At 45.8% G+C, this 23,539-nt stretch carries 21 protein-coding genes; 15 read left to right on the top strand and 6 right to left on the bottom strand.

From position 1 onward, the window contains the following. The first annotated feature begins 18 nt into the window (after window positions 1–18). Window positions 19–1,311 carry an MFS transporter gene (locus V6W81_RS19850; protein ID WP_338540145.1) on the top strand — a complete coding sequence of 431 codons (1,293 nt, stop codon included), beginning with the start codon at window positions 19–21 and terminating at the stop codon, window positions 1,309–1,311. A gap of 83 nt (window positions 1,312–1,394) precedes the next feature. Here V6W81_RS19850 and V6W81_RS19845 read toward each other — a convergent pair whose 3' ends face one another. Further along, the gene (locus V6W81_RS19845) at window positions 1,395–2,018 is read right to left on the bottom strand and encodes a YktB family protein (protein ID WP_338540144.1); all 624 of its coding nucleotides are present in this window, start codon (window positions 2,016–2,018) and stop codon (window positions 1,395–1,397) included. Between the two features lie 231 nt (window positions 2,019–2,249). On the opposite strand from V6W81_RS19845, the gene V6W81_RS19840 reads away from it, so the two are divergent. The 3 genes from V6W81_RS19840 to V6W81_RS19830 all read left to right on the top strand — a co-directional run bounded on the left by V6W81_RS19840 (window position 2,250) and on the right by V6W81_RS19830 (window position 5,308). Further along, a complete protein-coding gene (locus tag V6W81_RS19840; protein ID WP_056696292.1) occupies window positions 2,250–2,849 on the top strand; it encodes a hypothetical protein in 600 nt (199 codons plus the stop codon). 281 nt (window positions 2,850–3,130) lie between these two features. Then, entirely contained in the window at window positions 3,131–4,540 is a 1,410-nt protein-coding gene (gene gndA, locus V6W81_RS19835) for an NADP-dependent phosphogluconate dehydrogenase (protein WP_145045502.1), read from the top strand. A 258-nt stretch (window positions 4,541–4,798) separates the two neighbouring features. Next, window positions 4,799–5,308, top strand: coding sequence for a shikimate kinase (locus V6W81_RS19830; RefSeq protein ID WP_235540546.1), 510 nt, complete (start codon window positions 4,799–4,801; stop codon window positions 5,306–5,308). A 79-nt stretch (window positions 5,309–5,387) separates the two neighbouring features. Here V6W81_RS19830 and V6W81_RS19825 read toward each other — a convergent pair whose 3' ends face one another. Next, window positions 5,388–5,693: a rhodanese-like domain-containing protein gene (locus V6W81_RS19825; RefSeq protein ID WP_056696298.1), complete on the bottom strand. Its 306-nt coding sequence runs from the start codon at window positions 5,691–5,693 to the stop codon at window positions 5,388–5,390. Between the two features lie 137 nt (window positions 5,694–5,830). Between V6W81_RS19825 and aroA the strand changes: the two genes are divergently transcribed. The 4 genes from aroA (at window position 5,831) to ptsP (ending at window position 11,690) form a co-directional block, all read left to right on the top strand. Then, window positions 5,831–7,126, top strand: coding sequence for a 3-phosphoshikimate 1-carboxyvinyltransferase (gene aroA / locus V6W81_RS19820; RefSeq protein ID WP_338540143.1), 1,296 nt, complete (start codon window positions 5,831–5,833; stop codon window positions 7,124–7,126). Between the two features lie 128 nt (window positions 7,127–7,254). Continuing rightward, the gene (locus tag V6W81_RS19815; RefSeq protein WP_338540142.1) at window positions 7,255–7,689 is read left to right on the top strand and encodes a CoA-binding protein; all 435 of its coding nucleotides are present in this window, start codon (window positions 7,255–7,257) and stop codon (window positions 7,687–7,689) included. Window positions 7,690–8,052: 363 nt separating this feature from the next. Next, window positions 8,053–9,933: a glucose PTS transporter subunit IIA gene (locus tag V6W81_RS19810; protein ID WP_056696302.1), complete on the top strand. Its 1,881-nt coding sequence runs from the start codon at window positions 8,053–8,055 to the stop codon at window positions 9,931–9,933. Next, window positions 9,930–11,690 (top strand): phosphoenolpyruvate--protein phosphotransferase, encoded by a 1,761-nt coding sequence (gene ptsP, locus V6W81_RS19805; protein WP_338540141.1) that lies wholly within the window; start codon window positions 9,930–9,932, stop codon window positions 11,688–11,690. The genes V6W81_RS19810 and ptsP overlap by 4 nt, the downstream gene beginning before the upstream one ends. A 110-nt stretch (window positions 11,691–11,800) precedes the next feature. Here the strand turns inward: ptsP and V6W81_RS19800 are convergent, their stop codons facing one another. After that, complete coding sequence (locus V6W81_RS19800; RefSeq protein ID WP_260985296.1) at window positions 11,801–12,373, bottom strand: type 1 glutamine amidotransferase domain-containing protein; 573 nt, start codon at window positions 12,371–12,373, stop codon at window positions 11,801–11,803. A 160-nt stretch (window positions 12,374–12,533) separates the two neighbouring features. Between V6W81_RS19800 and V6W81_RS19795 the strand changes: the two genes are divergently transcribed. The 4 genes from V6W81_RS19795 (at window position 12,534) to V6W81_RS19780 (ending at window position 15,407) form a co-directional block, all read left to right on the top strand. Next, on the top strand, window positions 12,534–13,019 hold the full coding sequence (locus V6W81_RS19795) for a hypothetical protein (RefSeq protein WP_338540140.1): 486 nt from the start codon (window positions 12,534–12,536) through the stop codon (window positions 13,017–13,019). A gap of 122 nt (window positions 13,020–13,141) precedes the next feature. Then, window positions 13,142–13,489, top strand: coding sequence for a bacillithiol system redox-active protein YtxJ (ytxJ, locus tag V6W81_RS19790; protein WP_145045492.1), 348 nt, complete (start codon window positions 13,142–13,144; stop codon window positions 13,487–13,489). 92 nt (window positions 13,490–13,581) lie between these two features. Beyond that, on the top strand, window positions 13,582–14,589 hold the full coding sequence (gene ccpA / locus V6W81_RS19785) for a catabolite control protein A (RefSeq protein ID WP_145045491.1): 1,008 nt from the start codon (window positions 13,582–13,584) through the stop codon (window positions 14,587–14,589). A 122-nt stretch (window positions 14,590–14,711) separates the two neighbouring features. Continuing rightward, complete coding sequence (locus V6W81_RS19780; RefSeq protein WP_338540139.1) at window positions 14,712–15,407, top strand: 5'-methylthioadenosine/adenosylhomocysteine nucleosidase; 696 nt, start codon at window positions 14,712–14,714, stop codon at window positions 15,405–15,407. A 255-nt stretch (window positions 15,408–15,662) separates the two neighbouring features. Here the strand turns inward: V6W81_RS19780 and V6W81_RS19775 are convergent, their stop codons facing one another. Further along, window positions 15,663–16,295 carry a GNAT family N-acetyltransferase gene (locus V6W81_RS19775; protein WP_239287672.1) on the bottom strand — a complete coding sequence of 211 codons (633 nt, stop codon included), beginning with the start codon at window positions 16,293–16,295 and terminating at the stop codon, window positions 15,663–15,665. A 239-nt stretch (window positions 16,296–16,534) separates the two neighbouring features. Here V6W81_RS19775 and acsA point away from each other — a divergent pair, with 239 nt between their 5' ends. Next, a complete protein-coding gene (gene acsA / locus V6W81_RS19770) occupies window positions 16,535–18,259 on the top strand; it encodes an acetate--CoA ligase (protein WP_338540138.1) in 1,725 nt (574 codons plus the stop codon). Between the two features lie 162 nt (window positions 18,260–18,421). On the opposite strand, the gene V6W81_RS19765 is transcribed toward acsA, so the two are convergent. Continuing rightward, window positions 18,422–21,523 carry a transglycosylase domain-containing protein gene (locus V6W81_RS19765; RefSeq protein WP_338540137.1) on the bottom strand — a complete coding sequence of 1,034 codons (3,102 nt, stop codon included), beginning with the start codon at window positions 21,521–21,523 and terminating at the stop codon, window positions 18,422–18,424. 292 nt (window positions 21,524–21,815) lie between these two features. On the opposite strand from V6W81_RS19765, the gene V6W81_RS19760 reads away from it, so the two are divergent. Together V6W81_RS19760 and V6W81_RS19755 are read left to right on the top strand one after the other, a co-directional pair. Then, window positions 21,816–22,025, top strand: coding sequence for a helix-turn-helix transcriptional regulator (locus tag V6W81_RS19760; RefSeq protein WP_338540136.1), 210 nt, complete (start codon window positions 21,816–21,818; stop codon window positions 22,023–22,025). Next, entirely contained in the window at window positions 22,022–22,426 is a 405-nt protein-coding gene (locus V6W81_RS19755; RefSeq protein WP_338540135.1) for a hypothetical protein, read from the top strand. The genes V6W81_RS19760 and V6W81_RS19755 overlap by 4 nt, the downstream gene beginning before the upstream one ends. A 174-nt stretch (window positions 22,427–22,600) precedes the next feature. On the opposite strand, the gene rpsD is transcribed toward V6W81_RS19755, so the two are convergent. Beyond that, entirely contained in the window at window positions 22,601–23,200 is a 600-nt protein-coding gene (rpsD, locus tag V6W81_RS19750) for a 30S ribosomal protein S4 (RefSeq protein WP_056696322.1), read from the bottom strand. Window positions 23,201–23,539 lie beyond the last annotated feature (339 nt).

The raw sequence follows: 23,539 nt of genomic DNA, 5'->3' as shown, positions 1-23,539 counted from the left end.
CGAAAGGAGAAAAAAAGAATGCAAACCAACACGAAACCTGCCAAAATTTTGCGGTCACCTTTTTTTATCGCAATGTGGCTGACGCTTTTCTTAGTCGAAATTATAAAAGGTGCTTTACTGGTCGCAGTATTACCTGTGTATATGGACAACATTTTGGGGTTGTCAGCAGGTGTGATTGGTGTAGCATTTGCCCTTCAATATTTGGGTGATAATCTATTCCGTGCGCCCTCGGGCTGGGCAGCCGAACGAATAGGGTTTCGTGCAACGATGGTGACGGCTTTAATCTGTACGTTGATTGCGGTCATTATGATTATATTTTTCAAAAGTGCCTTCGGACTGGCCATGGCTTGTCTCATTCTGGGAATAGGGACTTCACCGCTCTGGCCTTGCGCCATGACAGGTGTGACGGCGATGTCAGGACCACAGAACAAAAATGGCACAGCAATGGGTGCGCTTGAAATGGCGGCTCTTGGAGGGACGGGACTTGGACCTGTGGGCATGAACTGGCTGCTAGAGCGTACTCATCATGATTATCGTATGGTCTTTCTAGTGTTGATGGGCTGTGCCATTCTGGTCATTCTAGTCGCCTTAATCTTGCCAGGACGCGTCGTTGTGGAAGGGGAGCAAGCTCATGGAGAGACAATGAGCCATCCTGCACATTACCCACCCAAGCCGAACCTGCTTACACCGTTTATTAAGCTCAAAAGAAGCATTCAAGGCACGTTACAGCGTGTGCGAAGTACACTTAATGTGAACCCGCTCGTATACCCTGCATTGTTTATGCAATCGTTTGTTATTGGCTTACTCAGTCCGGTCATTACACTGTATACGCGTACCGACCTGCATATCTCACCCAATCTCTACAGCCTGTTACTGATTGCGGGTGGGGGCATTACCGTGATTGCATTGCTGCCCGTAGGGAAAATGGTGGATCGGTTCGGAACATCCGTGTTTTTGCACATCGGTTTTTTGATGGCATCCGCAAGTTTGTTCGCGTTCGCTTCCATTACCGCCATACCGGTGGTCTTTGGAATTGTAATGCTCGTTGGAGTTAGTTACGCTATGATTTTGCCGGCGTGGAACGCATTTGTAGCCACACTTATTCCCAAAGGAGAACGAGGTGCCATCTGGGGCTTTTTCCTTGCATTACAAGGGTCAGGCATGGTGGTTGGACCGATCGTCTCAGGCTTGTTGTGGGATCATATCAGCCACCCAGCACCATTTATCGGTAGCGCGATTGTGATGGCTGGACTTGCGATCGTGCATTTTATATTGTCACGCAATCCATATCGTACAGCACCTGCCAAATAGCGCATTTTAATGAGTAAAGGGCTCAATTCAAAAAAAAGGGAGTGTCGTCAACCAGATCGGTTGTGACATTCCCTTTGTTATTATTAGAAAGACATTCTGTATAACGGTAGTAACGTCTTGAAGGTGGAACGTATCGTTTTGAGTAATTGTTCCCCATCTGCAGCAAGTGGGTCATCTCGCTCAATACGAAGACCACACATAACCTCAGCTTTTTTAACCGTCTTAAGCTTAGTGATGATCTTGTCATAATCCTCAGACTTCATATCCTTATGAAATGTACCCTGTGGATCCATATGATCCATCGACCAATAGAACTCTCCAGGCAGATTGCGGCGCACCTCATCCAACTCACGCTCCAGTGCTTCGGCAAACGTAATTTTGTTCGGACTTTCGTAGATGACAGCGAAAATGACAAACACATGTGTATCGAACATGCCCACCTCAAAGTGAGGCAGTGCTTTATATCCCCGTTTGGAAGATCCCCAGGCAACCCATGTATCTATGGGAGGATTGACGGTACGACGTGCGTGTTTGGCGACATGCACAAACATCTCTTCCCCGCACAATTCAGTGAGGTAAGGTGCAAGCTCTGTACCAAGTGCTTCCAGCTTCGGACGAACTCGTTCAATCAGCATCTCCATACGTGGCTCTAGCCCAGGAACTTGAAATACATCAAAATCGCGACTGTTAAAACCGGAAAAATCCATCTGTATTCCTCCATTTCGCGTCTATTATATCATGAAAATCAGGGGGCTTGCCCCTGTGCGCTTGCGGAAAGGTCTGATCACTGGGTTGATTCGGTGAAAAATAGTCAAATAACCAAGTACCCTTACATAAAATGAAGTATAAAATAGGGTAAGCCGATGTAGAAGAAGCCATGTAAAAAGCGATGTAAGAAGCGAACCGGTGTAGATCCGGTACAGATGGAGGGGAGTGCCGTGAATAAGAGTTATGAAGTTGAATATTGCAATCTGGAGCTGCGGTTCAACCGTCGGCATATCCAAAATTTGATCAAAGACCTTATTCGTGAGGGCTATTCACTATATTGGAGCGAGGACGAATCCTTCTTTATCTTGTCAGTCCGCACTGGGCGTAAGCTGGTAAAGCTCCGTTTTCAACAAACACGCAGTGGCAACTACAAAATGACAGGTGATTACATCATCAAAGACGCGAAGCTAGCGGAATGGCTGGAGAAGCTTATTGGTGACACAAGAGGGCATGCGGTTGTAAAACGATTCAAGGATCAGCAGATGACGGTAGAGAACATTTTATTTGGTGAAGTGATTCGTTTGGTGGAGGTATCTGGGTTCAAGCAACGTGTTATTTTTCAAAAGGAACCTGCGCCTACGGCGGAAGAGATGGAAGAAATGTTCCTCTCGCGTGAAGGCGAGGAGCGATTAATGCTGTTGCGCATGGAAGTGGACGATGAACTGGAACGTTTGCATAACGCTATACAGCTCAATAATATGGAAAAGGCAAACGCTTGCCGCGAAGTATTGCAGCGGTTATCCGGACATCTGTTGATGCTGGAAGCATGAAACATACCCATTTTAGACTACACTTGTAAACAAAGCCCCGGCACACGCCAGGGCTTTTATTGCTGTATAGGAGAAGATTTGCTCCAAAGATTCGTTTTCTCCACGTCCGCCCCATCCTAGGTAATTATGAAAATACGATGAACACCTCGGCTGATTGAGGCGTTTTCTCGTTGTGTGGACGCTCTGCGGGGTTCACTTCTATACGTAAAACCGTTAAAATGAGAGTGTTGTTGAGAGACAATATCATTAAAAATCAATTGGAGTAAAGGATGGGAGACCAGATGACTAAACAACAGATCGGCGTAATCGGACTGGCTGTCATGGGCAAGAATTTGGCCCTTAACATTGAAAGCAGAGGTTTCACGGTGTCGGTATATAACCGTTCCCAAGAGAAAACAGAGGATCTTCTGAAAGAGGCCGAGGGTAAAAATCTGACAGGTACGTTCTCGATTGAAGAATTCGTAGCATCCCTGGAATCCCCACGCAAAATTTTGATCATGGTTCAAGCAGGTAAAGCGACTGACGCAACCATTGAACAATTGCTACCTCATTTGGATGAAGGCGACATCATCATTGATGGAGGAAATGCATACTTCCCTGATACCCAACGTCGCAGCAAAGAGCTGGAAGACAAAGGTATTCGTTTCATCGGTACAGGCGTATCTGGTGGTGAAGAGGGTGCATTGAAAGGGCCTTCCATTATGCCAGGTGGACAAGAGAGTGCTTACAAATTAGTAGAGCCGATTCTGACAGCAATCTCAGCTAAAGTCGGCGATGACCCTTGTTGTACATATATCGGACCAGACGGTGCAGGACACTATGTCAAAATGGTTCACAATGGTATCGAATACGGTGATATGCAATTGATTGGGGAAGCATACCACCTGCTCAAATCCGTACTTAACGTTTCCGTAGAAGAGTTGCATGAAATCTTCACAGAATGGAACCAAGGAGAGCTGGATAGCTACCTGATCGAAATTACAGCAGACATCTTCTCCAAATACGATCCAGAAACAGGCAAACCAATGGTAGACGTGATCTTGGATGCAGCTGGACAAAAAGGAACAGGTAAATGGACAAGCCAAAGTGCGCTTGATCTCGGCGTACCACTGTCCATGATTACTGAATCCGTATTTTCCCGTTTCTTGTCTGCGATGAAAGACGAGCGCGTAGCAGCAAGCAAAATTCTGAATGGTCCTGCGACAGAAGCATTCTCTGGCGACAAAAAAGCCTTCATTGAAAACGTGCGTAAAGCACTCTTTGCAAGTAAAATCGTATCCTATGCTCAAGGCTTCGCTCAGATGCGTGCTGCATCCGATGAGTATGGCTGGGATCTGAAATACGGTAACATCGCTATGATCTTCCGTGGTGGCTGCATCATCCGTTCACAGTTCTTGCAAAACATCAAAGAAGCATATGATAAAGACGCAGCACTCAAAAACCTGCTCTTAGATCCATACTTCCAAAACATCGTTGAATCTTACCAAGGCGCATGGCGTGAAGTCGTGGCAGCTGCTGTACAACAAGGAATTCCGGTTCCTGGCTTCTCCAGCGCGCTGTCCTACTACGATAGCTACCGTACAGAGCGTTTGCCTGCAAACCTGTTGCAAGCACAACGTGACTACTTCGGTGCACACACGTTCAAACGTTTGGACAAAGAAGGCAGCTTCCACCACAACTGGATGGAGTAGTTTTAGAGCGGAAATTACCTCTGACACAAAGACCCACAATTTCGGCAATGCCGAGTTGTGGGTCTTTTTTATTTCATACAGAAGGTCATAGATGGCTCTGACCTCTGCCGTCGGCGCTCTAGCCTTCCCCAGTTAGCAGGGCTGTGTTATGATAGGACAAAAGTGCTCAAGAAATGCTTGAAATGCGAATTCAAAATGATGTTTCGTCATCCAAAGCGAACTTTTTGAATAACCTCTTGGAATAAAGGAGTGTACCTTTTGAGCAAGGCTAACAATATTATACTCATCGGTATGATGGGGACCGGCAAATCAACAGTTGCAGATCTGCTTGCACGAGAACTAGGCTATCGGTTGGTTGATGTGGACGCCGCAGTGGAGAAAGAGGAAGGTTGCACCATTCCTGAATTGTTCACAGGTAAAGGTGAGACTTACTTTCGGGATGCAGAGAGTCGGGTGCTGTGCTCTGTACTAGAGAAGAAGGCACAGGTCATTGCAACTGGAGGCGGTGTTGTACTGCGTGCTGACAACTGTGATGTGATGTCTAAGAATGGCTGGGTCGTTGCGCTGACTGCAGATCCCGCAGTGATTGTAGAGCGTGTGAGTGGTTGTGACAATCGTCCATTACTGGCAGGCAATGCGGAGGAACGGATTCAGACGATTATGGAGGAACGCAAAGACGCATATCGGTTTGCACATTACACGGTGGATACCACGTCGTTATCCGCGGCAGAAGTGACTCGTTTAATTTTAGCGCATTACCGCGTCTAAGCCTGTAATCGTTGTATGTTTTCGATAGAGGTGTGGGAAGTACAGGTTAAAGAAAAAACGAGCCGATCGGCTCGTTCAATTAGTCTTCCTGTTGCCATTGCAGCATGCCGCCAACCATGTTGGTGCAGCCTTCGTAGCCAAGTTGTTGCAGATATTCAGCAGCACGCTCGCTGCGATAACCACTGCGACAGATGAGGACAATCTCACCAGACTTTTCAATTTCAGACAATCTGTCTGGAATTTGTCCTAGGGGGATGTGCTTCGCTCCCTCAATCATGCCTTGTGCGACCTCTTCGTCCTCGCGGACGTCTATCATCTGCAACTTCTCGCCAGCCTGTAAACGGCGGCGTAGCTCAGACGTTTCAATTTCAGCAATTTGCGTCATATTCAGATCCTCTTTTCTGTATCGACTTAACGCTTATAATGATACCCAAGCGATGCAGGGAATGTCAATTTAAGCAAGATGCCCTCGGGTATGATTCTAGTGTTTAATTAATTTGAATAATGAAGGAGAATTCATTCATGGACGTTATCGTAACACCTACTCCCTCCCTGAAAGGGGAAATTGGAGCCTTGTCCTCCAAAAACTACACAACACGTTATTTGCTAGCTGCTGCATTGGCAGAAGGCACAAGCACCATCCATTTCCCTGCGCATAGTGAAGATAGTGACGCGATGCGTAGATGTATTCGTGATCTAGGTGCAGTTCTGGAAGAAGACGATAGCAAAATCGTAATCCAAGGTTTCGGTAGCAGTCCACGCGATGTACGTGAACTGAATGTAGGTAATGCAGGTGCTGTTTTACGTTTTCTGATGGGTGTAACGGCATTATGTCCTGAGGTTACTTTTGTTAATACGTATCCAGATTCACTCGGCAAGCGGCCACATGATGATCTGATCGATGCCTTGGGACAACTTGGTGTGGAGGTTCAGCATGAACAAGGACGTCTACCTATTACAATCAAAGGTGGCAAGCCCAAAGGTGGGCATATCCGTGTATCCGGTTCTGTGAGCTCCCAATATCTCAGTGCATTACTCTTTGTAACACCTATGCTAGCAGAAGACAGCACAATTGAAGTGCTGAATGACCTGAAATCCAAGGTCGTGATCGGACAAACGCTGGAGGTATTGGAGCAAGCAGGAATCGTTATCCATGCAAGCGATGATTATATGTCCTTCCGTGTACCTGGCGGCCAGTCATACCAACCACAGACGTATACCGTCCAAGGAGACTACCCAGGTTCAGCAGCAGTTCTCGCGGCAGCAGCAGTGACACAATCGGATGTAAAAATCTTGCGTTTGATGGAACAGAGCAAGCAAGGGGAACGTGCCATCGTGGATGTACTGCGCATTATGGAAGTGCCACTCACACATGAGAACAATGTTGTACACGTACAGGGTAACGGGAAATTAAAGGCAATTGAATTCGATGGAGATGCTGCAACAGATGCTGTTCTGGCCATGGTAGCGGCGGCTGTGTTTGCGGAAGGAACTTCACGGTTTTATAATGTAGAGAACCTACGCTATAAGGAATGTGACCGAATTACGGATTACTTGAATGAGCTTCGTAAGGCGGGTGCGAACGTTGAAGAGCGTCAGGCTGAGATCATCGTGCATGGACGTCCAGAAGGCGTCGAAGGTGGCGTTGAGATTAATGCTCATTATGATCATCGGGTCATCATGGCTCTAACCGTTGTTGGACTTCGTGCCAAGCAACCGCTCCGCATTCGGGATGCACACCATGTAGCCAAGTCTTACCCACAATACTTTGATCACTTGCAGGCGCTTGGTGCCTCCGTACAATGGGTAAAAGAGTAAAATAACACTCACGTTCAGAGGTAGTTCCAGAAGTCCGCTTGTGAGTACGAAACATGCCTGGCGGTATGATCAGCATCGAAGTTGGAAATCAGCTGATATCTGTAAGCAGAAAAGGATGGTGCTTGAACATGGAATTTAACAACCCTACTCGTGAAGAAATTGGACAAATTTTACGTAATGCAGGCAACATCGCAGTCGTTGGTTTATCAGACAAATCAGATCGCACATCCTACATGGTTGCTGAAGCTATGCAGAGCAGAGGATATCGCATCATTCCTGTGAACCCTCAGGTGCAAGGTGAGATTCTTGGAGAAACGGTGTACGCCACGCTCGCAGATATTCCAGAGCCAGTAGATATCGTTAATGTGTTTCGTCGAGAAGAGTATTGTGCTGATGTAGCACGAGAGGCTGCGGCGATCAAAGCTAACGTATTGTGGCTGCAGCTGGGTATCCATAATGATGAAGCAGTGCATATTGCGGCTGAGAACGGTCTGAAGGCTGTTACGAATCGTTGTATCAAGGTCGAAGATTCCATCGTTCTGCGCGGTGCTGGACGCGACTAAGCGCCATTTCCGTCGTTTTGCGGCGGTCTGGTATTGTGTTATGCCAGGTGTTAGGAAAGTACGTTCTATAGGATCAGACTATGCACGTAGAGAATCCCGTTAACGGACAATAAGTTAACGGGATATTTCTTTTTTGTAGCATAACTGCATTAGGGTGATCGCGAATATAGCATCATAAGGCTTAGCTTAGCATCTTGCCTTTCTGGAGAATATATTACGTTTTGTTATTGTTATGGCCACATCAGTATGTGGTCTTTTTGGTATGTGATTGCGGAGTCTAATTAACTTTACAGTAGGTTGCTGTTTTGCTTTGACAAAATGTTTCTTAAAGCTTACCATCAAGGATAGAAAGGAGAGGTCGCCATGAATTGGCTCGGATCCTTGCAGCAGCTCGGAAGAGCGGTAATGCTGCCTACAATGGTCCTGCCCGCCGCCGCAATATTGCTTAGTGTTGGCAGTTTACCCTGGGACGCCTGGGGGATAAAAGTTGTTGGTGAAGTGTCTACCGTGGCTGGACACGGTATTTTTTATTTTTTGCCCTATTTATTTGCGGTCGGTGTAGCGCTGGGACTCTCCAACCAGGCCGGACAAGCGGGACTCGCTGCACTGGCTGGTATCGTCATATATGATCAAGTGACTCGCAATTTTGGTGATGGCACCGTTCAGCCTGCTTCCTTAATCGGAATTATACTCGGCGCACTGGCTGGGGTAATGCATAACCGGTTTAAAAGTATTAAGCTGCCAGAGATTTTGCAATTTTTTGGCGGTTCGAGGTTCGTCTTGCTCATCGTTGGGCTCTGCTCGGCGCTGTTCTCCTGTTTTATGTTATGGATCGCTCCAATACTACAGCATGGATTGAATGCGGTTGCCACATGGGAATACAGTCTCGGTGGCTTTGGCTTGTTCATCTATGGCGTGCTCTACAGAGTATTGGTTGCTTTTGGCTTACATCATCTGCTGAACAATGTATTCTGGTTTCAATTGGGGACGTTTGAGACGCCTGACGGAAACATTGTACAGGGGGATTTGCCTCGTTTCTTTGCAGGTGATCCATCGGCAGGTTTCTTCATGGCTGGGTTGTTCCCAATCATGATGTTCGCTATTCCAGCGATTGCGTTTGCCATTATTCAGGAAGCTCGGGAAGACTTGAAGCCGAAGATTAAGAAAACATTTCTTACTTCAGCATTAGTCTGTTTCCTAACAGGAGTATCTGAGCAAATTGAGTTTGCCTTTTTATTTGCAGCTCCTTATCTGTTTATTGTGCATGCGGTGATGTCTGGTGTTGCGATGTGGATTAGTTATTGGCTTGATATACGCCACGGGTTCTCGTACTCGGCAGGTATAATTGATTACATACTCAATTTCCATCTATCAGAGAATGCTTGGAAGCTTATCCCGATTGGCATACTATATGGGCTAGTCTATTACTTCTTATTCCGCTGGGCGATTCGTACATTTAAGATTCCTACGCCAGGACGTGAAGAAGGTTCGATGTTAGAGGATTGGGTAGGCAATATTCCTTATCAGGCTCCTTTGATTTTGGAAGCGCTGGGTGGCAAGAGTAACATTGTGCAGGTGGAGGCGTGTATCACACGTCTTCGTCTGACGGTGCACGATGATCGCCTGATTGATACGGGTGCGATGAAGAGCATGGGCTCGGCTGGGTTAATCAAGCTCGGTGGAGGCAATGTGCAGGTGGTATTCGGTACCTATTCCGAATTGATCCGTGAGGAGATTGCGAAGCTACTGGAACGGGATCTGCCACAAGTGCTGTTCTGTGCGCCTGTACAGGGGAAAATGCTGCCGATCGAAGAGGTGCCAGATCAGATATTCGCAGCCAAGCTTGTTGGGGATGGAGTAGCCTTTGTCCCAGAGCGGGGAGAGCTGGTTTCTCCTGTCTTCGGTACGATTATGCATCTGTATCCAACGATGCATGCGTTAGGCATTTCCACCCGAGAAGGGCTTGAGGTTCTGCTCCATATCGGAATTGATACTTCACAATTGAAAGGTCATTTTGAAGCTTTTGTTCAGGAAGGCGATACGGTTGAGCCAGGTCAATTGCTGATTAAATTCGATCTTGCGGTTCTGCGGGAACAAGCAGCATCATTGACAACACCGATGGTAATTACCAATCCGGATCGTGTCAAATCATGGAGTTTTGCTCCATTCAAGCAAGTCAAGAAAGGTCAGGCATCCGTTATGTCCGTGGTGCTCTATGACAGGAACGTTGGAGGGGTAGAATGAAGATACAAGGCATCAACGGCGCTGCAGGCATAGCCATCGGCAAAGCATTTGTCCTGCCCAGTTGGGAATGGGATCTGCCGGATCAGAAGATGGATTCGGTGGATCTCGCCCAGGAATTCGAACGGCTGTATGAGGGCATCCGGACTTCACGAGATGAGATAGAGTACATTAAGAATGAATTCAAGGAAGTTGTGGGTCCAGAAGAGTCAAGCATCTTTGATGCGCATCTAGCGATTTTGGAAGATCCTGTGTTTATGAACGAAATTCGAGGCATTATTGAACGGCAATATAAAGCTGCCGAAGTGGCGGTAAAAGAAGCGATTGACCACTTTGTAACGATGTTTGACTTATTGGATGATGAGTACATGAAGGAGCGGGCGATCGACATCAAGGATGTCGGCAATCGATTGTTAAAGCATCTATTGGGTGCACCAGAGATTACCCTTCCTTCAGACACTCAGCCGTATATCCTTGTAGCCAAAGAGCTGTCGCCTTCACAACTGGCGCATCTCAATCCTACGCATGTGCTTGGCATCGTTACTCTAATTGGTGGCAAAACATCTCATTCCGCTATTATGGCTCGTGCCTTGGGTATACCTCTCGTTTCCGGTCTGGAGGCGAGTCTTGGCATGCCAGTTGAGACAGGCGATATGCTTGTCGTGGATGGGGACAACGGACTTGTATTTACCGAGCCGGATCGCAAAACGATTGAGCGTTACACGATGATTCGTAGCAAACAGCTTCAGAAAAAAGAACAATTGCAGGTGCTTGCTACTGTTGATGCCGTGACCAAGGACGGCTCAGTACTTCACCTAGCATCCAATATCAGTTCAGTGAAGGAATTGGATCTCGCTCTGAAGCATGGGGCGAAGGGGGTAGGGTTGTTCCGTACCGAGTTCCTTTATATGGATCGTGCTACGTTCCCGGGTGAGCAGGAACAGTATGAGGTATACAGATTGGTCGCTGAAAAAACAGCAGGTCAGTCTGTCGTCATTCGTACACTGGATATTGGCGGGGATAAGCAGCTTGATTATTTCGAGCTACCTGAAGAGGATAATCCGTTTCTTGGATACCGCGCCATCCGCATCAGTTTGGATCGTAAGGATCTATTCAAAACACAGCTTACGGCTATTCTGCGCGCAAGCGCTGCGGGGAATGTAAAGATTATGTACCCTATGATTTCGTCAGTCGAAGAACTTCAACAGGCGAATGAAATCTTGCGTGAAGCTATGGCCGATCTGGATGAGCGTAAATTGCCATATGATCCACATATCCAAGTGGGTATTATGATTGAAGTGCCTGCAGCGGTGATGATTGCAGACTTATTAGCAGAGGAAGCGGATTTCTTCAGCATCGGTACGAATGATCTTGTTCAATACGTCTTGGCTGTGGATCGGATGAACGAACAGATCGCTCATATGTATCATCCATATCATCCAGCCGTGTTGCGTATGCTTAGAGCAACGGTAGAAGCAGCTCACACTGCTGGGATTGAGATTAGTGTATGTGGAGAGATGGCAGGGGACGAGCGTTCGATTCCACTATGGCTTGAGCTAGGCATACGCAATCTAAGTATGTCTCCACAATCACTATTGCGTGTGAAGCATAGGGTGTTGAACACGACTGCAGCAGCGGCCAAAGAAATAGCACACGAGTGCTTCACGTTGCGAAAAAGCCTGGATATCGAACAACGTTTACAGACGTTTAATGACGGAGCAGGCAACCCGGATGAACAAAGTGGCTCGAATGCCTCTTGATAATCCAATCTTAGTAAACGTATTTTGTTAAGTAAATGGATGAGAAGAGTTCCACCTAAAACATGAAACCCCCACGCTACAGAGCGAGGGGGTTTTTGGTGATTCAGTGTTCATTCCGTTTTGGCTGTAGCTAACGCGTCACAGAACGCTTTTCCATAAGGGGGAAGGTCTGGAGGACGACGCGCCGATATGATATGTCCATCTACGACAACAGGCTCGTCTTTCCAGATTGCACCTGCATTCTCCATATCGTCTCGAATGCCTGGAGTGGAGGTCACGGTAACACCTTCCAGAATTTTGGCAGAGATCAGCACCCAGCCTGCGTGACAGATTTGTCCGATGGGCTTGCGATCTGCATGCATCTCCTTCACAAGTTCAAGCACTTTGGGATAGCGGCGGAGCTTGTCCGGCGCCCAACCGCCAGGCACAAGAATACCATCATATGCAGAACTGTCCAACTCGTCGAAGCTGTATTCCGCTTCAGCGGGAACACCATATTTTCCGATGTAGGTTTTACCTTTTTTCTCCCCTGCTAGATGCACCTCGGCGCCTTCTTCACGCACACGATGTACGGGATACCATAGCTCCAGATCCTCGAATTCTTCATCAACTAGAGCGATAACTTTCTTGCCTGTTAATCTCACATCCATCTCTCCTTTTGCGGTAGCATGAATCGACTTCATTGTAACAGATTCCTAGCTTCGCTTCACGGAACACATAACCATCCAAGATGAGTAACCGATTTCAATCGTTGTTAGCATACGCAACCAACCCTTAACCTGGCGTCAGTGGTAATTTGTGCAACCTTTGGTTTGCAGCAGGATTTAGGCGGAAAAAGGTCGAATGGTAACAGTATACGAGTATAGAACGAATGAGGTGATGGATGTGCGCAAATCGTGCAGATGCGGACATGTAATGGAATTAGAACTAAGAACGGTTGTGTACGCCAAAAAAGTAGAGATTCGTAACGTACCTGTATTCGCGTGTACAGATTGTATTTCATACGAAGTGCTTCAACCGGTCAAGCCTGACCTGAAAGAATGTATTAGTAAATTGGGCGAAGAGCCCAATAAGCAGGATGTCTTATTTGGTGAACAAAATGAGCTTGCAGACCTGTTCCACGAGCAGCTGCTTGCTAGACCCAATGCAACGGATCAAGAGATGCGAGATCAGATGCAGCAGGCTGTGAAGGAAAGGATTAATCTATTGCTCGATATTTTGGGTTATGCTCAAAAGTCGGGTGATGCAGAATGGATCGAGACAACGCAGCGTAGACTGGGTCAGTTATCGGGGTTCGTTTGGCAGGCGCATTTCTCGAATGCTGTCTAGTTTTGACGTGTAAAATGCTTGTTTTCATGAAAATTGGCTTTTTCGCGCGCTTTTTGTTAAGATATCGAAGAGTGAAAACGCTCAACATAGCGGTATTCCTGAAAAAGGGGGATGTATATCCAATGGCTGACATGACTAAAATGACAAGTATTGAACAGCTAAACTCCGCAGTGGAGGCTACCGAGGAACAACCTTTGCTTCTGTTTAAGCATAGTACACGTTGCCCAATTAGTGCGAATGCTTATCAGGAGATGAACAACTATTTGCAAAACAATCCTAATGAACAAGTGAAATACGGCATTATTTATGTTGTGGAAGACCGCCCTGTATCTAACGAAGCAGCAGAGAAACTGGGTGTTAAGCATGAATCTCCACAGGCAATTCTAGTTAAAAAGGGAATGCCTGTATGGCATACTTCCCATTCTGATATTACTTCGACCACGCTCACGCAGGTTTTAAGTGAGTCCTAGAGCCTATTTTAATTGATTAATGCAAAAATTTGTCGTAATATAATTCTTAATGAAAATGGGTTGAAAATTTACTGGTAATGGAGAGAAGTACTGTGACGGTAACCATTTATGATGTGGCACGCGAAGCTGGGGTGTCCATGGCAACGGTATCACGGGTAGTTAACAATAACCCTAATGTGAAGCCACAAACACGTAAAAAAGTATATGAAGCCATTGATCGGTTGGGATATCGTCCGAATGCTGTAGCCAGAGGTTTGGCTAGCAAAAAGACGACAACAGTCGGTGTGGTAATTCCTGATATTTCGAACTCGACTTTCGCTGAGATTGCTCGCGGAATTGAGGATATTGCTAATATGTATCACTACAATATCATTCTATGTAATGCGGACAAGAAGAAAGAAAAAGAAATTCGTGTTATTAACACGTTGCTAGAAAAGCAAGTCGACGGTTTGCTTTTCATGGGCGGTACAGTAACGGATGAACATATCCAAGCCTTTCAATCCGCAGCAGTACCTATCGTGCTCTGTGCGACAAGTGACGAGAAGGGAACTTATCCTTCTGTAGATATCGATCATGAAGCTGCAGCATTTGATGCGGTGAATACATTGATTCGTCATGGACATAAAGAAATTGCGATGATTAGTGGCACGCTGCAAGATCCAGCTAACGGCTATGCACGTTTCCAAGGGTACAAGAAAGCTCTTGAAGCAGCAGGTATGGACTATCAGGAGGATCTGGTGCGCATCGGTAACTATCGTTATGAATCCGGTGTGGAAGCAATGAAATATTTCCTCGGACTGAAGAAAAAACCAACAGCAATCTTCGCTGCAACAGATGAGATGGCTATTGGCGCGATTCACAGCATTCAAGATGAGGGTCTGAAAGTACCGGATGACTTCTCCATCATTAGTGTGGATAACATTCGTATGGCTTCCATGGTGCGTCCACAATTGACAACTGTCGCTCAGCCGATGTATGACCTTGGTGCTGTTGCGATGCGTTTGTTGACGAAGCTGATGAAAAAAGAAAATGTGGAGAACCCACGGGTTATTCTACCGCATGAAACGATTTTACGTTTGTCTGTAAGCCATGCTGGATAAGTAAATATAGCATTGGAAATGGTATAGGGCAGGGAGAAGACATTCTCTCTACATATCGAATTAGCAGAAGCTCCGGAGACGGAGCTTTTGTGCTGAATAGAATCGACTGGAGGGCTTAGGACATGCGCGAAACAATCGGTATTATTGGTGCTATGGATGAGGAAGTAGAACTGTTACTTGCAGGTATGAAGCAATTGGAAACGGTCAAACAGACCGGAATCACCTATGTAGCAGGCGAGTGGTTAGGTAAACAAATCGTTGTCTGCAAATCGGGTGTAGGTAAAGTTAATGCGGCAGTAACTACGCAGATTCTGATTGATCGCTTCCAAGTGGACCGGATTATTTTTACAGGCGTTGCAGGTGCGGTTCATCCTGAGCTGAACATCGGAGATATCGTCATTTCTTCGGTATGCGTGCAGCATGATATGGATGTGACTCCACTTGGGTTTGAACGGGGCGTTATCCCATATCAAGAAACCTCTGCATTTCCAGCAGATGCTTCACTGATTGCACTTGCTGAAGAAGCTTGTAAGGCGCAAGGGGCTCATTACCGGATTGGCAAGGTGTTATCAGGAGATCAGTTTATTGCGAGCAAAGAAACGGTAAATATGCTCTACACCCAAATGGATGGAGCATGTGCAGAAATGGAAGGTGCGGCTGTTGCACAGGTAAGTTACATGAATCGTGTACCGTTTGTCGTTCTGAGAGGCATGTCCGATAAAGCAGATGGTTCCGCACATGTTAACTTTGCTGAATTTACAGTGCAGTCTTCCCAGCGTTCACATCGCATTGTGGAGCATATGCTGGAGAATATGTAAGGTTTATAAGGATAAATAAAAAAAGCTCGCAGTGAGCCGCCTGAACAAAAATTAAACTAAACCGCTTCTCAACGGATAGCTCCTAAGGTATGCAGAGCTAGGTGAGAAGCGGTTTTTTAGATGATAGAACGTATAAGTTTTCAGCGGAGCTGAACCATTCGATGATCGCAACAAAAACTACAATCAAACGCGGTCTGTCTTTTGTAGAAGTTCGACGATAGGCGTTTTTTTATGTAAGCATAATTCAAGGTTAACTCAATACATAAACCGATAGCGGAAGCGCACACGATCGAACTGTTCCTCAGACGCGAGTGGTACCTGGCTGCCGATTCTTACCATAAGACAGTTTGCCGGGTGAGAGCAGATTTCAGGATCATCGGTCGCGTACCAGGTCATATCTACGGTTTGCATTAACTTCTCCATCATTTTACGATAATCCCACACGGATAAACCGCTGCCTTTCAGATCCCAATGCCAATAATATTCGGTCGTAAAAATGATATATCGCTCCATCTGTTCACCTTCGAACGCAGTGAGCAGCATCTCACGTCCTATACCTAGAGAGCGGTACTCATCAGCAACCTCGATAGCTCCCAGTTCTATGAGATCCGTCATATTACCTTCAGACCAACGTTCACATTCGTCAGCGTAATGAAACGTAACGTAACCAATAATGATGCTATTTTCATGTGCTAGAATGATACGACCCTCCGGCAGATCGGCAATCTCCGTTAGGGCTTCCTGCTGCTCTGATGGTCTCCGAAAAGCATCGAGATCCGGATGGAAACCTAGCTGTGAAATGGCCTCAGCGGGCATAGGGCCTTCAATCGTGATGTGGTGACCGGATTTGAAGATGGAACGCATATGATGCTTCTTAATATGTTCCATGGTTCATGCTCCTTTCTTCCCCCTAGACGATGATTGAGAAGATTTGCTATAATGGCGTAGACAAAAAATGTTCACAATTCAAGTGCAGCTCAAAATTCATTCAGTAGGTCAAGCAAGTAAATAAAGAGAATGTTCTCTCTATTAATGTAAGCGCTAACTGGAAGTTCAGTCAACACAAGGCAATGAGAAGTCACCCATTTAAGGGAATCGAAATGTCGAGTTGAAGGAGGCTGGCAAGCATGAGTCAAGCATTTGAAGAGATGCTGCAAACGGTTGTGTCTGAATCTAACTTGGGCGATTACGCGGAGGCTCGAAGCCGATTTGATTGGGAATCGGTGGAAAGGCACTTTACGTGGCACGCCAGCGGAAAAGTGAATATGGCTCATGAGGCGATAGATCGCCATGTACTGGAAGGAAGAGGCGGTAGAACGGCATTGCTATACAGTGATGCTTCACGGGAAGAGGCATACACTTTTGCCGATCTTAGCGAGCAATCCAACCGATTTGGTAATGTACTACGGAAATATGGGGTGACCAAGGGGGATCGAGTATTTATTTTTATGCCGAGAAGCCCTGAGCTGTATTTCAGCCTTTTGGGTATCTTGAAAGTGGGTGCAATCGCAGGGCCGCTGTTTGAAGCTTTTATGGAGACCGCCGTCAAAGACCGATTGGAGGACAGTGGGGCAGTTGCACTTGTGACGACACCTGAGCTTCTTGGACGAATTAAGCGCTCCGAATTACCGGAGCTGAAGCATATATTTGTCGTTGGTGGTGGTGAGCAGACGGAAAATAGACTGATTGATTTTGATGCAGAGATGTCTGTTGCTTCGGATGAGATGGACGTGGAATGGCTCACTCGTGAGGATGGACTCATTATCCATTATACTTCGGGTTCTACTGGGAAACCGAAGGGCGTATATCATGTGCAGAATGCAATGGTTCAGCATTATTATACAGGCAAAGTTGTACTCGACTTACGCCAGGATGATGTTTACTGGTGCACCGCAGACCCTGGTTGGGTCACAGGCACGTCTTATGGTATTTTTGCACCATGGCTGAACGGGGTAACCAATGTTATTCGTGGAGGTCGTTTCAGTCCACAAGACTGGTATAGTACGATTGAAAAAAATAAAGTGACCGTCTGGTACAGCGCACCGACGGCGTTCCGGATGTTGATGGGGGCAGGAGACGAGACGATTGCTCAGCATGATCTGAGTAGTCTGCGTCACGTCATGTCTGTCGGCGAGCCGCTCAATCCTGAAGTGGTTCGTTGGGGCTGGAAAGCGTATAATCAACGAATTCATGATACGTGGTGGATGACGGAAACAGGTGCGCAATTGATCTGTAACTATCCGGGTATGCCGATTAAACCAGGTTCAATGGGAAGACCTTTGCCCGGAATTGAAGCTGCAATTATCGATGATCGTGGGCAGGAGTTACCTCCGTACAGTATGGGGAATTTAGCAATACGCAGTCCATGGCCGTCGATGATGGCGAAGATCTGGAACAACCCCGCTAAATACGAGGAGTATTTCCGGCTCTCTGGCTGGTACGTATCTGGAGACTCTGCTTATATGGATGAAGACGGCTACTTCTGGTTTCAGGGCAGAATTGATGATGTGATTAATTCGTCTGGCGAGCGTATCGGCCCTTTCGAGGTGGAGAGTAAGCTCGTAGAGCACCCTGCTGTAGCTGAGGCTGGCGTAATCGGTAAACCGGATGTAACACGGGGAGAGATCATCAAAGCCTTTGTAGCGCTTCGTGATGGGTATGAGGCGACACCGGAGTTGAAGGAAGAGATTTATCGTTTTGTAAAAGAAGGCCTGTCCGCCCACGCTGCACCGCGTGAGATAGAATTCAAGGATAAATTGCCGAAGACACGCTCTGGTAAAATTATGCGTCGTGTCTTGAAAGCCTGGGAGCTTGATTTGCCGACAGGAGACCTGTCCACCATTGAAGACTAAATGTTGAATATGGTAAGCCACGAGTTGCCGAATTGCAATTGATATCATCATGAAGAAGCCTGATCTGCGATGTCTAAGAGATCAGGCTTTTTGACTTGTTAAACAAAAGACCCCCTAAGATAAACTTAGGAGGCCGTTTGGTGTGATCGTATTGATCTAACTTTATGGTTGATAATGTACCGCTGCTGAAGGTTCAGATTCTCCTGCACTGTTGCTCGCAGAGACCTTAAACCATCCGCTGGTTGTTGCCGGTACACCGAAGTCAAGCGAGGTACCTGAGGTAGAGCCGATTTTGTTGAATGGAGCATTGCCCGTTTCGCTGTAATAGACGGAATAGCTCTGTACACCTTCTGCTTCAGCGTTTGATCCCCATTGGATACGAATACCTTGGGATAGAGCTGTAACACTCACCTGACTCGGTGTGCTTGGTGAAGTTGCTGCAGTATCGTCTGATCCTTCGCCAGGCGTGATGATTGTTCCAGGAACATTAATCGGTTCCTTCACTTCTTCCTCTGGTGGCGGCTCTACAACCGCAGCACTAGTAGCAATTGCGCTTGGTGCAGACTCTCTGCCAGCTACATCAACTGCTGTAACGTAGAAGGAGAAGCTACCACCTTGTGCATACGCGGTAAATGATCGAGATTCCCCTGTAAGGACGACTTGCCCTTGATTCTGGAATCCTCCGCCATTAACAGAACGATACAACCGATACCCAACAACATCACTTTCCGGTGTAGCGTTAAATGTAATGATTGCTCTGCCATTGGACATAGACAGTCTTACATTTCCTGGAGCATCAGGAGCTTTACCGTTATCTTGTCGCGGATCAATCTGAGTTGGCATGTCTGAATCTGCATCCTGCGGCAGGTAATAGGCAAGTGACTCATGCCGGCTCATACGAGAGAATGCATTTTGCAACTCTTTAATGAGATCGGAGATTGGTTTTTTACGTTTAATTACGGTTTTTTCTTTCAGCATATCGCTAGGCGTTTCATCACGAGGGATGTAGTTCACACCATTGTAAGTGATGTACTTCGCCTTAGCGACACCATCATCGCTATCTTTGGGAACAAATTTACTATTGAAAATATCTGTGACAAAGCGGTCTGTCAGAGCCGTAGGCAGTTTGCCGCTATAAGCGGAAACGGTCTTCGTTACTATACCTGATGGCTTCTCGAACTTATCCGTAACAAATAACTCTTTGTCTGAGGCAATGACCTCATTCATAATTTGAGTCCATAATTGCTGTGCACGTTTGCGCTGAGACTTGGTCTCTAGTGTGTTAACAGGCTGTTTGTATCCAACCCATACACCCAAAGTGACATCTGGGGAGTAACCCTCAAACCAGACATCGGCATAGTTCTGGGTAGAGCCTGTTTTTCCGACAATCGGTACACTCTTCGAATATTTGTAGCTCTCACGTACTTTATCCGCTGTACCCTCTGTGACAACTGTACGAAGCATGTCAGTCATGAGGTATGCCGTCTGCTCGGAGAACGCCTGAACAGGGGCAGCTTCGTGTTTATATACGATGTTTCCTTTAGAGTCTACAATCTTACTGATCATGTATGAATCGTTGTACACACCGTTGTTGGCGATGGCACCATAGGCATTGGTAAGTTCCTCAACGGTTACACCATATTGAAGACCACCGAGAACACCAGTTTGTGCTTGATAATCGTTTTTCTGAATAGTGGTAATGCCAAGCTTTTGGGCGAAAGCCCAGGCTTTATCAATTCCAACGTCTTCATTAAATAACTTAAGTGCCACGGTATTCAGTGAGTAATTCAATGCTCTACGAGCAGTGATCAGGCCTTGGTAGCGATTATTTGCATTCTTCGGAATATGATATCCGCTTGGGCCATTCTTAAGAATAATTGGTGAATCGTCCACAATGGAACCCGGCTGAACTAAACCTTCATCCATAGCAGGTAGGTATGCTGCAATTGGTTTCATAGCAGAACCCGGTTGACGCACCATCTGAGTAGCGTAGTTCATCTGCTCATCTTGGAAGCTTCGACCTTCGATCATGCCCAGAATGGCACCAGTCTTATGGTCGATCAACATAGCTGCCGTTTGTTCTTTTCCCTTTTTGGGATCGTCTGCGGCAAAATTACTGTCATTTTCAGCAATGGTACGCATCGTTTTGTATACACTTTTGTTAATTGTGGTATAAATGCGATATCCACCTGTGCGCAATTGCTGCTGAGCTTCTTCCAATAATGCACTGCTATCTTTAGGTGCTGCATCCTTGTCGGTAGCTTCATCTGTGCCTTTGGTAGTATCTGTATTCAACTGCGTCATCAAGATTTGAGCAGCTTGTCGTTCAGTTTCCATCATAAGATAAGGATAAGTGTTGTAAGCTTTAACCGTTTTGGGCGCTAGAGAGCTCTTGATGTCAAAAGCAAGCGCTTCGTTATATTCGGTTTGATTGATTTTACCCAGTTCTAACATTCGACGTAAAACTAAGTGCTGGCGATTAATAGCGCGCTCAAAATTATCCTCAACAAAATCGCCTTTTCCATTAAAAGCAGAGTATGAAGAGGGGAGCTGTGGTAAGCCAGCAAGGTAAGCAGCCTGAGCCGTATTTATTTTCTCTAGATCATTAATATTGAACAAACCTTTGGCAGCAGCCTTAATGCCATAGACATTATATCCACTGGAGCCATTACCGAATGGAACCTTGTTCAAGTACGCAGTCATAATTTCGTCCTTTGTCAAGAAACGTTCCAGACGGAGCGAGAGAAGAATTTCTTTTACTTTCCGATCCTCGGTACGATCTAGATTGAGGAACACACGACGCGCTAATTGCTGTGTAAGTGTGCTTCCGCCTGTTTGGACAGACTCTTTAAGCACTTTCTGTTTTACGGCACGAAGTGTACCGTTCATGTCTACACCTTTATGTTCGTAAAAATGATTGTCTTCAATCGAAATAACTGCATCAATAACCTTCTGTGGGATCTGGTCAATGGTGACTGGACGTCTGTCTTCTTCTGTACGTAATTGACCGATTGGACTGCCATCGGCAAAGTAAGCAAAGCCTGTGATGGAGTTTTCGCTGACTTTCTGTTCAATCAGGGCCCTGGAACGGACAGGCTCGTCTTTCACAATGGAACTGACGTATCCCATTAAAGCGCCGCCTACAAATAGTACACCCATGATACCCAGGACGACCATCCATTTGACGACACTGCCTAGTCTGCGAATGAAGCTACGTTTGCGGACAGGCTGTTCATCGGGCTTTTTCTTATTAACATCAACCATTCAGTGTCTTCCTCCTTTTAACAGCACTTATTATAGCATAAAAAGGTGGGTTTGCATGCCTGAGAAATACAAGCAATAGTCGAATAATGCCATTATTTTCGAAATTATGTTATTTATTATGCTTGTAAATGCACCATATCATAAGGAGATAAGAATATGGCCAGAGGAGTTACTTTCTATCAGCCTGTTTCATAGTGCGGATTTGGTGTAAAGTTAGCTTGACATTTTGAAGGGTGAGAGGTATGTTTGATGTAAAGTTAGCTTGACATCAAACAGCGAGGATATGAAATCCATGAAGAATAAAATTGAGACCTACCGTAGAGAGCTTAACATGACACAACAGGATCTGGCCGAGAAGGTTAACGTATCACGTCAGACCATTATTTCATTGGAAAGAGGGCGATATAATCCATCCATCATGCTGGCTTATCTTATAGCTCGGGTGTTCAATAAAAGCATTGAGCAGGTTTTTATTTTTGAGGAAGAGGGGGATGTTGAGTGAGGAAATGGACTATAGTATCTATTATTATGTGTATTATCGGACTGCTCGTTTTTTCAATTGCTCTCTACCAGAAGTTTGCATTAGATAATCCTAACTTGTCGTTTGCTATGCCTTTGGGCTTTGGATTGCTCGGATGTTCAATTATAAACTTAATCATATTGGCTATGGACAACAAAGGGATTAAACGGGGTGTGGACTCGGAGCATGATGAAAGAATAATTTCACATTGTAAATCTTCATTTTCACTTGGATTTATAGTCATGATTTTAGTCATAATCACAATGCTTGTGATATATCAGTTTGGAATCGAAATAGAGATGTTTGAATCAGCAATTATTATCATGGTGAGTGGTATTTTTTCAGCTGTGACGTACTTTGCATATAAGTTCTTACGTTATTAGATCATCACTTCCTGATCAAAACGGTATCCTTCGCGTGTTATTCTGCTGATGGATACGGCGAATTTCTCAATATCACCCCTAAATTCTACTTTGCTTAGTCAAAAACATAGAAAAACAGCTGCCGAGAAAATCTCGACAGCTGTTTTATTTGAAGATTTAATGTAATCGCAACGATTAACGGTTGTAGAACTCGACGATTTGTTTCTCATCGATTTCTTGGGACAATTCCGAACGCTCAGGCAGACGGATGAATTTACCCTCAACTGCTGTATCGTTGAATTCAACGTATGCTGGAAGATGCGTACGGTTTTCCAATGCTTCTTTAACAGAAGACAAACCGCGGCTTCTTTCACGCAAGCTGATTACGTCGCCAGTGCTTACTTGGTAAGAAGCGATGTCGACTTTTTTACCGTTTACTGTGATGTGACCATGGGATACCAACTGACGTGCTCCTGCACGGGAGTTAGCAAATCCAAGACGGTAAACGAGGTTATCAAGGCGGCACTCAAGCAAGAACATGAAGTTTTCACCCGCGATACCTTGCATTTTTTGCGCTCTAGCAAACAGAGTGCGGAATTGTTTTTCGCCCAAACCGTACATGTGACGCAGTTTTTGTTTTTCTTGCAACTGCATACCGTAGTTGCTCATTTTTCTGCGTTGGTTAGCTCCGTGCTGACCTGGAGGGAAAGGACGTTTCAAATCTTTGCCTGTTCCGCTAAGGGAAATGCCGAGGCGACGGCTCAATTTAAATTTAGGACCAGTGTAACGTGCCATGTTTAAAGTAGCTCCTTTTTAGTTAAAGTTCATATAGGGCTCTGTTTGCGCTCCAATTTGTTGATGCGGGCTCAGCCACGCATAGGACGATCAGGAGAGTTCAGCCGCTGTCCTGAAAGCAACAAAAAGAATGAGGGTGACACAACCGGTAATGCCCAAATTTAAAGACCCATTTAGTAGTCTTCATCAACAATTCATATTACAGTTTAGGAGAAACAAAGTCAAGGTTAAGATAAAAGAAAAAAACGTCTAAATTTGTCGATAGGTCATTAGGCCTAAAATAATGGGACAATTTTCTGAACTATGGATGCAAAAAAGTTGCAAAGAGAGTAAAATAGA

The organism is Paenibacillus tundrae, from assembly GCF_036884255.1.
GTDB lineage: Bacteria > Bacillota > Bacilli > Paenibacillales > Paenibacillaceae > Paenibacillus.
The sequence above is the reverse complement of the archived record's forward strand: the minus strand, read 5'-3'. Positions and strand labels throughout refer to the sequence as shown.

Coding starts and splice junctions, on each gene's coding strand:
- V6W81_RS19850 (WP_338540145.1), top strand. CDS start 19: ATGCAAACCAACACGAAACCTGCCAAAATTTTGCGGTCACCTTTTTTT.
- V6W81_RS19845 (WP_338540144.1), bottom strand. CDS start 2,018: ATGGATTTTTCCGGTTTTAACAGTCGCGATTTTGATGTATTTCAAGTT.
- gndA (WP_145045502.1), top strand. CDS start 3,131: ATGACTAAACAACAGATCGGCGTAATCGGACTGGCTGTCATGGGCAAG.
- V6W81_RS19825 (WP_056696298.1), bottom strand. CDS start 5,693: ATGACGCAAATTGCTGAAATTGAAACGTCTGAGCTACGCCGCCGTTTA.
- aroA (WP_338540143.1), top strand. CDS start 5,831: ATGGACGTTATCGTAACACCTACTCCCTCCCTGAAAGGGGAAATTGGA.
- V6W81_RS19815 (WP_338540142.1), top strand. CDS start 7,255: ATGGAATTTAACAACCCTACTCGTGAAGAAATTGGACAAATTTTACGT.
- V6W81_RS19810 (WP_056696302.1), top strand. CDS start 8,053: ATGAATTGGCTCGGATCCTTGCAGCAGCTCGGAAGAGCGGTAATGCTG.
- ptsP (WP_338540141.1), top strand. CDS start 9,930: ATGAAGATACAAGGCATCAACGGCGCTGCAGGCATAGCCATCGGCAAA.
- V6W81_RS19800 (WP_260985296.1), bottom strand. CDS start 12,373: ATGAAGTCGATTCATGCTACCGCAAAAGGAGAGATGGATGTGAGATTA.
- V6W81_RS19795 (WP_338540140.1), top strand. CDS start 12,534: ATGGTAACAGTATACGAGTATAGAACGAATGAGGTGATGGATGTGCGC.
- ytxJ (WP_145045492.1), top strand. CDS start 13,142: ATGGCTGACATGACTAAAATGACAAGTATTGAACAGCTAAACTCCGCA.
- V6W81_RS19780 (WP_338540139.1), top strand. CDS start 14,712: ATGCGCGAAACAATCGGTATTATTGGTGCTATGGATGAGGAAGTAGAA.
- V6W81_RS19775 (WP_239287672.1), bottom strand. CDS start 16,295: ATGGAACATATTAAGAAGCATCATATGCGTTCCATCTTCAAATCCGGT.
- acsA (WP_338540138.1), top strand. CDS start 16,535: ATGAGTCAAGCATTTGAAGAGATGCTGCAAACGGTTGTGTCTGAATCT.
- V6W81_RS19765 (WP_338540137.1), bottom strand. CDS start 21,523: ATGGTTGATGTTAATAAGAAAAAGCCCGATGAACAGCCTGTCCGCAAA.
- V6W81_RS19760 (WP_338540136.1), top strand. CDS start 21,816: ATGAAGAATAAAATTGAGACCTACCGTAGAGAGCTTAACATGACACAA.
- rpsD (WP_056696322.1), bottom strand. CDS start 23,200: ATGGCACGTTACACTGGTCCTAAATTTAAATTGAGCCGTCGCCTCGGC.